The organism is Pandoraea pneumonica, assembly GCF_902459645.1.
Lineage (GTDB): Bacteria > Pseudomonadota > Gammaproteobacteria > Burkholderiales > Burkholderiaceae > Pandoraea > Pandoraea pneumonica.
Genome location: NZ_CABPSK010000001.1, coordinates 1,591,997 through 1,605,110 on the forward strand (window position 1 = coordinate 1,591,997; position 13,114 = coordinate 1,605,110).

The window sequence follows — 13,114 nt, forward strand, 5'->3', positions numbered from 1 at the left end:
AGTGGTGTGACTCAAACTGCCCAACGCACCGTTGCGGCGGGCCAACTGGGTTCAGGGGCAGCCGCTGGCGGCATGCCGTTCGATTCGGTTTGCAGCACGCGGTCGAGCACCTGCGCTTCTAACTGCGCGAAGTCCACACTGCCGCGAGCGCGCGGGCGAGCGAGCGTAACCGGCTGGTTCAAACCCAAACGGCCCTGCTCGATCAGCACGACGCGATCGGCCAGCGCCACCGCTTCCTGCACGTCGTGCGTGACGAGCAGCGCCGTAAAGCCATGAGCGCGCCACAACCGCTCGATCAGCGCGTGCATTTCGATACGCGTGAGTGCGTCGAGCGCCCCGAGCGGTTCGTCAAGCAGCAGCAGATCGGGTTGATGCACGAGCGCCCGGGCCAATGCCACCCGCTGACGCTGTCCGCCGGAAAGCTGGCTCGGCCAATCGTGAGCGCGTTCAGCGAGACCCACTTCGCGCAAGACCTCCAGCGCCTGCGGATACGCCGACTTGGGCAACCCGATAGCGACGTTTTGCAGCACGGTGCGCCACGGCAGCAGTCGCGCGTCCTGAAACATGATGCGCGTCGACACCTGACTCGACGTCGCCCCGAGGGCATGCCCATCGAGGGCGATGGTGCCCGCGTCGGGCGCTTCGAGCCCCGCGATCAGACGCAGCAGCGTCGACTTGCCGCAACCGCTGCGGCCCACGATCGCAGCGAAGCCGCCGCGCGGAATGTTCAGCGAGAAATCGCTGAGTACCGAGCGCGCGCCGTAGTGCTTGTTCACGCCGTCGATGCGCAGGCCGGACGACGCCGCGCTGTCATTGGCCTGACGCACGACTTTAAGATTGGTCCCGACGGTGGCGGGCGTTATCGTCGATTGCGCCCATTGCGCCCGTTGTTCGGCGGTCCACTCCGCTTCGAGATCGGTGCCCGCGACGGGGGCGAGTTGTTGTGCGCTCATGCGGCAGTTCCTCGTTGAAAGGCCGGATGCCAGCGCAACCAGCGAAACTCCAGTTCCTTGGCCAGCACATCGGCCAGCTTGCCCAGCAGCGCGTAGAGCAGAATGCCCACCAGCACGATGTCGGTCTGCAAGAACTCACGGGCATTCATCGTCAGATAGCCGATACCCGACTGTGCGGAGATGGTTTCCGCCACGATCAGCGTCACCCACATCAGGCCCAGCGAGAAGCGCACGCCAACGAGAATCGATGGCAATGCACCCGGCAGAATCACATCGCGATAGAGCGCCCAGCCGCGCAAACCGTAGCTGCGCGCCATCTCGACAAGTTGCCCGTCGACCGCGCGAATCCCGGCGTAGGTGTTCAGATACATCGGGAAGAACACCCCGATCGAGACGAGGAACAACTTGGCCTTCTCGTCGATACCGAACCAGAGAATCACCAGCGGAATGAGCGCCAGATGCGGGATATTGCGCAGCATCTGGAACGACGAATCGAGTGCGGTCTCAGCCACGCGCGACAACCCGGTGAGCATGCCGAGCAACAGACCAAGCCCGCCGCCGATCACGAAGCCGAGCACAGCGCGGCCGGTGGAGACACCGATGTCTCGCCAAATCTGACCGCTCACAGCGAGTTGCCACGCGGCGTCGACGACAGCCGACGGGGCCGGTAACACGCGTGTCGAAAGCCAACCGGCTTCGGCGGCGATTTGCCAGACCGTGACGAGCACGATGGGCACCAGCCACGGTGCGAGCCGACGAGCGGTGACACGCCAGAGGCGTTGCCATGCGCCGGATTCGGCACCAGATGCAACGGATGCAGCGGGTACACCGCTTGCACTGATTGCGCCATCTGCCGTCGTGGCGGGCGCGAGTGTGGATTGCGTCATGTGAATTTCTCCCCGGGCGCGCGGGCCGATTCGGACCCACGTCACCCGTATTGGCCTGTTAGCTTTGCGAGGCTTGCGGCAAGATGTTGTTGGCCATCACTTCACCGACGGGGCCGCCGAGTTCCACGTTGCCCAGCTTGTCGCGCAACTCGCGCGGCAGATGCGGGAAGACCAGTTCGGCGAAGCGGTACGCTTCTTCCAGATGCGGATAGCCCGACAAGATGAACGTCTCGATGCCCAGCGCCGCGTATTCGCGCAACCGTTCGGCAACGGTCGGACCATCGCCGACGAGTGCCGTGCCAGCGCCGCCGCGCACGAGTCCCACGCCAGCCCAGAGATTCGGTGCGACCACCAGCTTGTCGCGGCGTCCGCCATGCAGCGCCGCCATGCGCCGCTGGCCTTCCGAATCCATCTTGGCGAACTGCGTTTGCACACGCGCAATCGTGTCGTCATCGAGCTTGCTAATGAGCGCATCGGCCGCACGCCATGCCTCGTCTTCCGTCTCGCGCACAATCACGTGCAAGCGCAGCCCGAAGCGCAGCGTGCGCCCGAGTTTGGCGGCGCGCGCACGCACGTCGGCAATCTTCTCGGCCACATCGGCCAGCGGCTCGCCCCACGTCAGATAGACATCGAGCTGTTCGGCCGCAATTTGACGCGCGGCTTCTGACGACCCGCCGAAATACAGCGGTGGATACGGTTTCTGCACAGGCGGGTACAGCAGCTTTGCGCCCTTCGCGCGCAGATGCTCGCCTTCGAAATCGACCGTTTCGCCGGTGTGCGACTTCTCGATCAGTTCACGCCAGATTTGCAGAAACTCGTCGGTCACTTCATAACGCTCGGCGTGATCGGCGAAGAAACCGTCGCCTTCGAGCTCACCGGCGTCGCCCCCTGTGACCACGTTGATCAACAGCCTGCCCCCCGACAAGCGATCGAACGTGGAAGCCATCCGTGCCGTGAGCGCGGGCGACGCAATGCCCGGGCGAATGGCCACGAGAAACTTCAGGCGCTTGGTCGCGCCGATGAGGCTCGATGCGGTCACCCACGCGTCTTCGCACGAGCGGCCCGTGGGCAGCAATACCCCCTCGTAACCCAGCGAATCGACGGCGCTCGCAATCTGGCGCGCGTAGTCGAAATCGAAAACACGGCCACCGTCGGACGTGCCGAGATAACGCGTGTCGCCATGTGTCGGAATGAACCAGAAGACTTGCATCGCAACGGCTCCCGACTCAAGCGGCGAGCGTGACTTGCGCCGCCCCGGCGCGTGCCTGGCGAGCGGGCCACTGACGAATGACTTCGCGCTCGTGCAGCCATTGCGAAAGCTGATCGACGGTCGCGCCAAGGCGTTCGGCAACGGCGGCGTCGAGCGTTGCGCCCTCCTCTTTCGGCACTTGCTGATCGACGGCGAACACGCCGCGCAGAATGTGCTGGGCACCGAGCGCCGAGAGCACCGGCTTCAACGCATAGTCGAGCGCGAGCAAATGGGCGGGGCTGCCACCGGTGGCGAACGGCGCGACGAGTTTGCCCGCCAGACCGTCCTGCGGCAGCACATCGAGAAACGCTTTGAGCAGGCCGCTGTAGGCCGCTTTATAGACGGGCGTCGCGACGATCACGGCCTGCGCGCCAGCCACTTGTGCGAGCGCGTGGCGCAAGTCGTCGTGGGTGGTATCGGCGGCGAGTAGCGCGGCGGGCGACAGTGCCCGGATGTCGATGCGGCGCACGGCAATGCCGGCGGCGGCCAGATCGGATTCGATAAAGCGCAGCAAGCGTGCGCTGCGCGAGGCGGCCGAGGGGCTGCCGGAGATCGTGACGGCGTATGTCATACTTCCCTGCCAAAGACGGGTGTCTGCGCAGATCGACGCGCCGCTCACCCTGAGGATTCGAAGCACACCGGCGCCTTCACGCCGATGCGGGCCGGAACGCCCCGACCACTGGAGAATCAGTGTAGCGACGCGACCCGTGCGCCCGAACCAATGAATCCGGGATAGCTTTGCGCGTTTTTTCATAACCCCTAGTCATGCTTTCCGCGCGCCTTATGCACAGCGCCATCCTCGAACTCCGCGAATACCATCCGACCGACAGCACCCATACGCACGACTTTCATCAGGTCGTGATCGGGTATTCGGGACGGATGGCGATTGCGCTCGACGGCGAGCAGACGCACTACGGACGCGTCGGGGAGCGCAATGGCGTCGTGATTCCCGCAGGGGTGCGGCACGACTACCGGGGCGATGGGCCGAACTGTCAGGTGGTGCTCGATGTGCCGGTATCGCTCGTGGCCACGACACGTAGCGAACGCGCGTTCGAGTACGAAACGTTCTTTGCGCTCGATGCACCGATGCTGGCGTTGGTCGGACAAGTTTCTGCGTACGTATCGGCGCATGCGGCGCACGCGTCGTCACATCACGATCACGCCCCGGCACTCAGTGCCAACGATCCGGGGGTGCGTGAAATGCTCGCGGCGCTCACCGCGAAGCTGGCACCAGCACGGCCCGCGTTGCGCACACTGAAGCTCGATCTGGCCGCCGTCGACGCGCAACTACACGCCGATCTGGCCGCGCCGCTCGATACCGCGACGTTGGCGCGCGAGGCAGGCATGAGCGTGCGGCATTTCCATGATTGCTTTGTGGCGATGACGGGCGAGACGCCTCATCGGCATCTGATGCGCCTGCGCTTGGCGCGCGCGGCCGCGTTGCTGAGCGCCAGCGACACCCCGCTCGCCGAGATTGCGCTGGACGTTGGCTTCAACGATCAAAGCGCCCTCACGCACGCCTTCCGGCAGCACTACGGTCAGACGCCTGCGGCATGGCGGCGTGAGCGCATCGGCTGACGCCGCGCCGCTGTGCCGCCACTGCATCGCCTGTCTGCCGTTTTTCACAATCTCCGCAAGCGGTCGGCGCGCTACGCTGACGCTTTTCTGGCAATACGGGAAGCGAAACATGGCCGATACGATTGAATGGCAGGATTTCGAGAAGATCGAATTGCGCGTGGGCACGATCGTCGCCGCACGCGTCAATGAGAAGGCGAAGAAGCCCGCCTATGTGGTGGAAGTCGAATTGGGTGAACTCGGCGTAAAGACATCGAGCGCGCAAATCACTGTGCATTACACGCCTGAATCGCTCGTCGGGCGACAAGTGCTCTGTGTGTGCAATTTCGCGCCGAAGCGCATCGCGGGCGTCGCGTCCGAAGTGCTGGTGACCGGCTTCGCCGATGAAAACGGCGCTATCGTGCTCGCGGGCGTGGAACGTGCGGTGCCCAACGGCGCGCGCCTGCACTAATCACGATTCATCACGACGCCTCACGGCTGGGGGCAGTAGTCGACCTGCCGTGCAAAGGCCGCCCGATTCGCCTCGAATTCGCTGCGCGGCACCGTAGCGTTCTCCCCGACGGCCCGATCAAACGACAACTTGCCGTCGAGATGGTCGATTTCATGCTGTAGCAGTTCGGCTTCGGCCAGCGGCAGTTGTGCCTTCAGATGGACTTCGCCCGAGAGATCGACGCAGCGCACCGAAATCGACGCATAACGCGCGACCTTCACCATCGTGTCGGGAAAGCACATGCAGTCGTCCCAGAGCGTGACGCGCTCGGCGCTCGTCCACACGATTTCCGGATTGACGATGACGTCGGGCCAACCCGGCACGGCGAGCGCAATCATGCGCCGGTCGATGCCAATTTGCGGCGCGGCAATCGCCCGGCCGAAACCGTGCGCCTCGCGAAACGCCATCAGCGCCTCAAGCAGGTCGGCCGCATCGCGGCGCACGGCTGGATCGTCCACCTCTCCCACCGCCTCGGCAACCCGGCTTAGCGACGGCGCCCCCACACGTAAGATCTCGCGCTTCATTCTTGACAACCTCGGGTCCACAGCTAACGATTGAGCGAATTCGACGATTGTAGGCATATGCCGCGCAATGCAATTTCATTCGCAAGCGCCTCACGTCAACAATCTTTCATTGCAGCGAATCTATCGATGCGGAGCGACCGTGGCGAAACCCTCCAAGACCGCTTTACTCACCGCCGCCCGCGCATGGGATTGGCAGACGGTTGCCGCGCTTTTGGCCGCGGCCCCCGAACTCGTCGATGCCAGCGATCCGCAAGGCCATACGGCGTTGCATCGGGCTTGCGCCGTCAAACCCGGCAGCAACGCCGGGCTGCATGAGCCGAACGGATTGAAAACGGTCGCTGTGCTACTCGACGCCGGGGCTGAACTCGAACGGTTCGTCCCGATGGACGAGGACGAAGGCGACTTTCGCGCCAACCCGCTCTGGTATGCGGTGGCCCGCGGCGAAAACCTCCCTTTGGTCGACTACCTGCTTCGCCGAGGCGCCAACGCGAGCTATTCGCTCTGGGCGGCGGTCTGGCGCGACGACGCCGATGTCTGCCGCGCCCTCCTGAAAGCGAAACCGGAGCTCAATCTCAAAGCCCACGAGGAAACCCCGCTGTTCTATGCGGCACGGCTCAAGCGGCTGGCGACGCTTGCCCTGCTGATCGACGCGGGCGCCGACCCGTCGATTGTCGACGCGAAGGGCCGCGACAGCGTCGCCATCGCCCGTGAGCGCAAGCTTCCCAAGGCAATCATCGAAAAGCTGGTGTCGCTGCAACAGACACTGCATGGCAACCGCCCAAAGCAGTCCGCACTCAGCTAAATGCCCGGCATGAGAAAAAGCCCAAACAGGTCCAAAAACGGGAATAACGACTTCAATTCGCCTAAAAAAGTCGCACCCGAGTGACACTTTCCCGAGTCTCACCAGTCGAAACGTCCGCAAAAAAACGTGTGGCGGAGATTTCGATTGAGACCCTTATTACATCGGCTTTACCTCGGACTGGGCGGTCTGGCGGCTTTCTGGGCGCTCGGCATGCTGAGCGCGAGCGAATTCGGCAAGAGCGCCGCCCTCATGGCGACCGCCCTGCCCGGCCTCGCGGGCCTCTGTCTGCTGCTGCGCGCCCGACCGGTGTGGTTGAGCGCCACGACGCTCAGCGTCATTGCGGTGTTCTTTCTCGATGCCGCGACCAAGGGTTTCCTGCGCGACTATTTCGGGCTGCGCCCCAATCACTTGCTGGTGCTGCAAGCCGTCTTCAATACGAATCCGTCGGAAACCGGGGAGTTTTTCCGTCATAACTGGCGCGATGTCTTCGAAGCCAGCGCCGCTTTCGCCGTATTGCTCGGGGCTGTGGTGTTCGGCGAAAGACGTATCGCTCGCGCCGAAGCCGCGCAACCGCCCGCACCGATGCGCCGTGCGGGCAAAACGGCCGTCGTGACACTGCTCACGGCCTTTCTCGCACTGCACTTCAACTCGACCATGGCCAAAGAGAATCCGCTGCTCTACTGGCCGATGCGTTACCTCGATTACAAGGGGCAAGCCGATCACGCGGCCCAACTCCAGCGCGATCTCGAACGCAATATGGCGCAACGTGCCGACTGGCGCGTGCAATACCGGGGGCCGGACCAGAACACCGTCGTCTGGGTGATCGGCGAGAGCCTGAACCGCAACAACATGTCGCTCTACGGCTATGCGCGCAACACCACGCCGATGCTCGACTCTCTGCGCGGAGATCTCACGGTGTTTCGTGACGTCGTGTCGTCGGAGCCCGCGACGATGTCCTCGCTCATGAAAATGCTCACGCCCGCCAGCCTCGACGATCCCGAGGCCTGGACTCGCCAACCCGACGTGGTGATGCTCGCGAAGGAAGCCGGTTACCGCACGTATTGGATTTCGAATCAGGTGCCCAACGACGGCTGGCTCGGGCTGGTGGCGAATCGCGCGGACGAACAAGTGTTCATCAACAAGGGATACGGCCGTGGCGAAAACAATGTCGATGGCAATCTGCTGCCTGCCTTCGACGCCGCACTCGCCAGCGACGCCCCGAAGAAACTGATCATCGTGCATTTGCTCGGTGCGCATCCGACTTACGACATGCGCTACCCCGAGGACTTCGCGCGGTTCGACAATACCGACGATGCGGTGATGGCCTCGCTTGCGGCGCAGGGCCGGTCGCTGTGGGTGCGTCACCTGCGCAACGATTACGACAACGCCATCGCCTACAACGATTTCGTGGTCTCGAGCCTGATCCGCAAGACCATGGCCGCCAATGCGCAAACGGACGCGAGCCTGTTGTTCAGTTCCGATCACGCGCAAGAAGTCGGCCACACGCGCAATCACGCCGGACAGTCTGCCGCCGATGCGTCCGGTTACGAAATTCCCATGGTCGTGTGGACGCGCAACGGCGAGCGGCATGCCGACACGCCAACACAAACCGCGCTGGAAGCCCGCCCCTATCAGACCGACCGCCTCGAACATACGCTGCTCGGCATGCTCGGCGTCGACACGTCTTACTACAACGCCGCTGACGACTTGCTTAGCCCTGCGTTCACCCCTCGCGCGCGTCACATCAACGGGCAGGCGTACAAGTGGGATCAACAGAACGGCTAACAGGCCCGCCCGAATTCAATCGCAAGAAACGGATCGTTCGCTAACGACACCCCGCCTAGACTCCCCTCGTCAGTCCAACGTCTAGGGGATCGGTATGGCTGGGGAGTTTGCGCGGGGCCCGAAGGCACCGCCTGTTGCACCATCTGTGACAGCGTCTGCGGCAACGCTGGTGACATCGTTGTCGAATGCGAATCTCGCGGCGCAATTCAGCGAGCAAATGACGCTGGCGGTCATCCCAATCGTGGCGGTCATCGCGCTCGGCGCGTCAGCCGAGCAGACCGCTTCGCTACAAGCGGCCACCACACTCCCCTTTCTTCTGCTCTCGCTGCCCGCTGGCGTGCTGGCGGACCGCTACCGCCGCAAGCCCCTCATGATCGCCACCGAGTTGCTGCGGGCACTCGCCCTGCTCGGCTTGTTCGCCCTATTCCGTGCGCATCTGCTGACCCTGCCCGCCCTCGGCATGCTCGGCTTTGCGATGGCCACAGGCACGGTGGTGTTCGGTGCAGCCGCGCCCTCGCTGGTCGCCGCGCTCATCGACCCGGCTGATCTACTCACGGCAAACCGGCGGCTGGAGATTGCGCGCAGCATCGCCTTCACGGCGGGCCCAGCGCTGGGCGGCTTATTGGCGGGTTGGGCCTCGGGCACGCTCGCGTTTGCGGCGGCGTTCGTGCTCTCGCTCGTCAGCGTCTACTGCATGACACGCTTGCCCGCCGAGGCACCGCGTGCCGTGTCGAAACGTCATTTTCTGAACGAGTTGGGCGAAGGTGTGCGCTTCATTGCACGCAGTCCGTATCTGCGGCCTATCGTCGCGACCGCGTTTGTCTTCAATACGTCGTGGTATCTGTTGCTCGCGATCTTTGCTTACTACGCCATTCACTCGCTCGCGTTCACTGCGCAAGCTGTCGGCATCTCGCTCGGCGTCTACGGTTTTGGCATGATCTGCGGTGCATTCGGTTACAAGCGCATGGCAAAGCGGCTGTCCTTCGGCCGTCAGATCGTGCTAGGGCCCGCGTGCGCCGCGCTCGCGTCGTTGCTGATGGTGGCGACGTGGCAAATGTCGGGCGGCTTGGCGACCTACGTGCTCGTGTTCGCCGCGTTCTTCCTGTTCGGCTTCGGTCCGATCGTGTGGACGATTTCCACGACATCGCTGCGTCAGGTGGTGACACCCGGAGGATTGATCGCTCGCGTGTCGGCCGTGACGATGACGGCCACGGCAGGCGCGCGGCCATTCGGGGCGTTCCTTGGCGCGTGGCTCGCGGCGTCGCTCGGCACACGGTATTGCCTGATTGCCATGGCCGTCGGCTTCGCCGTGCAACTCGGCATCATCGTGTTCTCGCCCGCGTCGCGACTGACAGCCATCGATGCCGTGCCGTCACACCCTGCCGACGCGGCGGCGTCCGCGACGTGATCGGTAAAGGGCTGGATAGCGCCGGATAGTGCCGGGACGCATCGAAAAAGAAAAAGCCGACGCAGTTGCCTGCGTCGGCTTTTTTGCTACCGCGTGTTTCGTGTCAGGCGATCAAACGATCAGACGTCCAGACGCGTGACGAACTTCGGTTGCAGATACGCTTCGAGCGCTTCCGGGCCGCCTTCCGAACCGTAGCCGCTGTCCTTCACGCCGCCGAACGGCACTTCCGGCAGGGCGAGGCCCGAATGGTTGATCGTCAGCATGCCGCTTTCCACGCGCGTGGACAGGCGCTGTGCCGTGCCCGCCGACGTGGTGTAAGCGTACGCGGCCAGACCGTACGGCAGACGGTTGGCTTCGGCAATGGCTTCTTCTTCCGTGTCGAACGGATTGATAATCGCCACCGGGCCGAACGGCTCGTCGTGCATGATCTTGGCGGTCAGCGGCACGTTGCACAGCACGGTCGGCGCGTAGAAGTGGCCGCCTTCGGCAGCGCGCTTGCCACCGGTCTTGAGCACGGCACCGTTGGCTACGGCGTCGTCCACGATGGCGCTGATGGCTTCGAAACGCTTGCCGTTCACGAGCGGGCCCATCGTCGTTTCCGGGTCGAGACCGTTGCCGACGCGAATCGATTCGGCGGCCTTCACGAAGGCGTCGACGAACTGGTCGTACACGCCGCGTTGCACCAGGAAACGCGTCGGTGCGATACACACCTGACCGGCGTTGCGGAACTTGCCACCGGCGAGATTGCGTACGGCTGCGGCGATATCGGCATCGTTGAAGATCAGCGCCGGGGCATGGCCGCCGAGCTCCATCGTCACGCGCTTCATGTGCAGACCGGCCATGGCGGCCAGTTGCTTGCCCACCGGCGTGGAGCCCGTGAACGACACCTTGCGGATCGTCGGGTGCGGAATCAGGTACGAGGAAATTTCGGCCGGCACGCCGTACACGAGGTTCAACACGCCATCGGGCAGACCGGCGTCGGCGAACGCGCGAATCAGCGCAGCGGGCGATGCCGGGGTTTCTTCCGGCGCCTTGACGATCACCGAGCAACCGGCGGCCAGCGCAGCGGAGACTTTGCGCACGACTTGATTGACCGGGAAGTTCCACGGCGTGAAGGCAGCGATAGCGCCCACCGGCGACTGGATCACCAACTGGGTAACGTTCGGCACGCGTGCCGGGACGAGGCGGCCGTAGGCACGCTTACCTTCTTCGGCAAAGAATTCGATGATGTCAGCGGCGGAGAGCACTTCGCCCTTGGCTTCGCCGATGGGCTTGCCCTGCTCCAATGTCATTTGGCGGGCGATGTCGCCCACGCGCTCGCGCAGCAGGCCAGCCGCCTTGCGCATGAGCTTGGCGCGCTCGAACGGGGCGATTTCACGCCACTTGGCGAAACCGGCTTCGGCGGCGGCGAGCGCGGCGTCCAGATCCGGCTGCGTAGCGCGGGCGACGGTGCCGATGGTCTCACCGGTGGCCGGGTTTTCGATCGGCAGCGTCAGGCCTTCGACGCCCGCTTTCCACTGCCCATTGATGAAAAGTTCTACGTTGTGCGACATGCGACGTCTCCGATGACTTCAGGGGGAATCCCGCAAGCATAGCGTAGTCTCGTGGAGTGCGTCGGCGCGCCGAAATGTCATCGCGTTCGTGTGGGCTCGTTGCGGTGGTGCCTGTCAACGTTGACAGTTGTTGCGCACTCGCCGGGCGTAGAGACTCTCCTCACAAACACGGAGGTGATCATCATGAACCAGACTTTGCGCGCGGGAGACATAGACCCGTCTTTCGGTAACGGCGGGCAGGTCACTGTCACCGGAATGGTGGGCGTGTCGGTACTACGCCCGGATCAAAAAATCGTGACCGTCGCAACCCTCTGGGAAGGGATCGGCGTTCAGGTCTATCGCAATTTACCGGATGGCACCCCAGACCCCCTGTTCGGTGCCGATGGAAAGCTGATTCATTTCCCGCACACGGGGGTGTCGTTTTACAACGTGACGGGCTGCGCACTCCAGTCCGACGGCAAGATCATCGTGTTCGGCCATCTGCACGGCCCGGGCATTTCCCGCAAGATCCTGCTCGCGAGGCTGCACGAAGAGGGTGAGGTCGACACGTCGTTCGGCAACGCTGGCTACACGCTGGTCCGTTTGGAGGACACCCAATCCGATGATGCGCAGAGTGTGGCTGTCCTGCCAGACGATCGCATCGTCATGAGTGTGTGGGGCGATATCCAGTCAGGCGTCGGTTACGGTGCGCTCGTTCAGCTTGCCGCAGATGGCACATTCGACCCTTCGTTTGGCAAGGTCGGCATCTCCCTGGACGTTCCGCCGCAAGTGCATTTCCTCAACATTTCGCCGCAGCGTGACGGCACGTTGCTCTTATGTGGCTATGCAGGGGTCGACCCGCAAGCCATGCAACCCGTGGCGTCTCGCTACGACCGTGGAGGCAAACCGCTCCCTTCGTTTGGCGACAACGGACATCGCTTCTTCGATTATCTGGAAGCGTATCCGGGCACGTTGTTCTGGCAGGCCCTCTCACTGGTGACGTTATCCGATGGAAAGATTCTCATGGCCGGACTAGTCTCACCACCCGTGCGCAACCAGACGGCCTGGCTAACGCGTCTTCAGGCGGACGGCGCGACCGACATGGCCTTCAACGACGGCCAACTCGTCATCACGACAACTGGCTACCGAGAAGATAGGCACATTCTCCAGGCTGACGGCAAGATCGTCATGCAGGGCAAGAACCTCTCCGAAAACTCGTCAGTCATTGAACGACGTATGCCCGACGGGTCTCGTGATCCGACGTTTGGCGATGGTGGCCTTGCGTTCATCACCCCAGCCAAGGGTTCAGTGATCATGAGCGGTGCATCCGCAATGCTGCAAGCCGACGGCAAACTGCTGCTGTCCTTGCGGGTGGGCAGCGCTGCCACCCGCACGCCTGACGGATTCTTCGGGATGTTACTGACTCGATATCTGCTGTAGGCCGCCGGTCCCGTTGTTCGGCTACGGCACCGCCGACTGGCATGCGTCTCAGTCGCTATTTGCTGTAGAGCGCTCGGCGCGGTAGCCGACTTCACGCACGCTGAGCAGGCTGTCCCCGGCCCACATCGCCAGAAACATGCCGAGCTGCGCACCGAGCGTGCTGCCTGCCAATAAGCTTGCGACCGCACCACCCAGCCCGACTACGGCTGCACCGAGCCAAAAGCGCGTAGTTTCGACACCGAACGTCGTACGCGACTGTCGATGCTTGCCATAGAACCAACTCGGGAACACGACCATGAAGATCGAACTGAATACGTAGCTGAACAGCGCCGGGACATAGCTTTGCAGCACTTGCGTCCAACCGGCCAGCCAAAACACCACGGCCATGAGCAGCAGTGCAACGTACCAACCTGCGCGCGGGAAATAGGTTTTCATAGGCGTCTCGGATCGAATGTTTGCCATCGTAGCG

At 63.4% G+C, this 13,114-nt stretch carries 13 protein-coding genes; 6 read left to right on the forward strand and 7 right to left on the reverse strand.

Annotated features, from left to right (window positions below):
- Positions 1-11 precede the first annotated feature (11 nt).
- From PPN31114_RS06940 to ssuE, 4 genes are read right to left on the reverse strand one after another with little or no spacing between them, the layout of a single operon-like run.
- Positions 12-953, reverse strand: a complete 942-nt coding sequence (locus PPN31114_RS06940; RefSeq protein ID WP_150678679.1) for an ATP-binding cassette domain-containing protein — start codon at positions 951-953, stop codon at positions 12-14.
- Entirely contained in the window at positions 950-1,840 is an 891-nt protein-coding gene (gene ssuC, locus PPN31114_RS06945) for an aliphatic sulfonate ABC transporter permease SsuC (RefSeq protein WP_150678680.1), read from the reverse strand. Before ssuC ends, PPN31114_RS06940 begins: the two co-directional genes overlap by 4 nt.
- 58 nt (positions 1,841-1,898) lie before the next feature.
- On the reverse strand, positions 1,899-3,050 hold the full coding sequence (gene ssuD / locus PPN31114_RS06950; protein WP_150678681.1) for an FMNH2-dependent alkanesulfonate monooxygenase: 1,152 nt from the start codon (positions 3,048-3,050) through the stop codon (positions 1,899-1,901).
- A gap of 16 nt (positions 3,051-3,066) precedes the next feature.
- Positions 3,067-3,660 carry an NADPH-dependent FMN reductase gene (ssuE, locus tag PPN31114_RS06955; RefSeq protein WP_150678682.1) on the reverse strand — a complete coding sequence of 198 codons (594 nt, stop codon included), beginning with the start codon at positions 3,658-3,660 and terminating at the stop codon, positions 3,067-3,069.
- 212 nt (positions 3,661-3,872) lie between these two features.
- On the opposite strand from ssuE, the gene PPN31114_RS06960 reads away from it, so the two are divergent.
- Entirely contained in the window at positions 3,873-4,667 is a 795-nt protein-coding gene (locus PPN31114_RS06960; protein ID WP_174987757.1) for a helix-turn-helix domain-containing protein, read from the forward strand.
- 109 nt (positions 4,668-4,776) lie between these two features.
- A complete protein-coding gene (locus PPN31114_RS06965) occupies positions 4,777-5,115 on the forward strand; it encodes a tRNA-binding protein (RefSeq protein ID WP_150678684.1) in 339 nt (112 codons plus the stop codon).
- Positions 5,116-5,135: 20 nt separating this feature from the next.
- On the opposite strand, the gene PPN31114_RS06970 is transcribed toward PPN31114_RS06965, so the two are convergent.
- Positions 5,136-5,678 carry a peptide deformylase gene (locus PPN31114_RS06970; protein ID WP_150678685.1) on the reverse strand — a complete coding sequence of 181 codons (543 nt, stop codon included), beginning with the start codon at positions 5,676-5,678 and terminating at the stop codon, positions 5,136-5,138.
- Between the two features lie 139 nt (positions 5,679-5,817).
- Here PPN31114_RS06970 and PPN31114_RS06975 point away from each other — a divergent pair, with 139 nt between their 5' ends.
- The 3 genes from PPN31114_RS06975 to PPN31114_RS06985 all read left to right on the forward strand — a co-directional run bounded on the left by PPN31114_RS06975 (position 5,818) and on the right by PPN31114_RS06985 (position 9,673).
- Positions 5,818-6,480, forward strand: a complete 663-nt coding sequence (locus tag PPN31114_RS06975) for an ankyrin repeat domain-containing protein (RefSeq protein ID WP_174987760.1) — start codon at positions 5,818-5,820, stop codon at positions 6,478-6,480.
- A gap of 144 nt (positions 6,481-6,624) precedes the next feature.
- Complete coding sequence (locus tag PPN31114_RS06980; protein WP_150678687.1) at positions 6,625-8,265, forward strand: phosphoethanolamine transferase; 1,641 nt, start codon at positions 6,625-6,627, stop codon at positions 8,263-8,265.
- A 169-nt stretch (positions 8,266-8,434) separates the two neighbouring features.
- The gene (locus PPN31114_RS06985) at positions 8,435-9,673 is read left to right on the forward strand and encodes an MFS transporter (RefSeq protein WP_246182424.1); all 1,239 of its coding nucleotides are present in this window, start codon (positions 8,435-8,437) and stop codon (positions 9,671-9,673) included.
- Between the two features lie 119 nt (positions 9,674-9,792).
- Here PPN31114_RS06985 and PPN31114_RS06990 read toward each other — a convergent pair whose 3' ends face one another.
- Positions 9,793-11,226 (reverse strand): NAD-dependent succinate-semialdehyde dehydrogenase, encoded by a 1,434-nt coding sequence (locus PPN31114_RS06990; RefSeq protein WP_150678689.1) that lies wholly within the window; start codon positions 11,224-11,226, stop codon positions 9,793-9,795.
- A gap of 183 nt (positions 11,227-11,409) precedes the next feature.
- On the opposite strand from PPN31114_RS06990, the gene PPN31114_RS06995 reads away from it, so the two are divergent.
- Complete coding sequence (locus PPN31114_RS06995) at positions 11,410-12,645, forward strand: NHL repeat-containing protein (RefSeq protein WP_150678690.1); 1,236 nt, start codon at positions 11,410-11,412, stop codon at positions 12,643-12,645.
- Between the two features lie 48 nt (positions 12,646-12,693).
- Here the strand turns inward: PPN31114_RS06995 and PPN31114_RS07000 are convergent, their stop codons facing one another.
- Positions 12,694-13,080 (reverse strand): hypothetical protein, encoded by a 387-nt coding sequence (locus tag PPN31114_RS07000; protein WP_150678691.1) that lies wholly within the window; start codon positions 13,078-13,080, stop codon positions 12,694-12,696.
- Between the last annotated feature and the right edge of the window lie 34 nt (positions 13,081-13,114).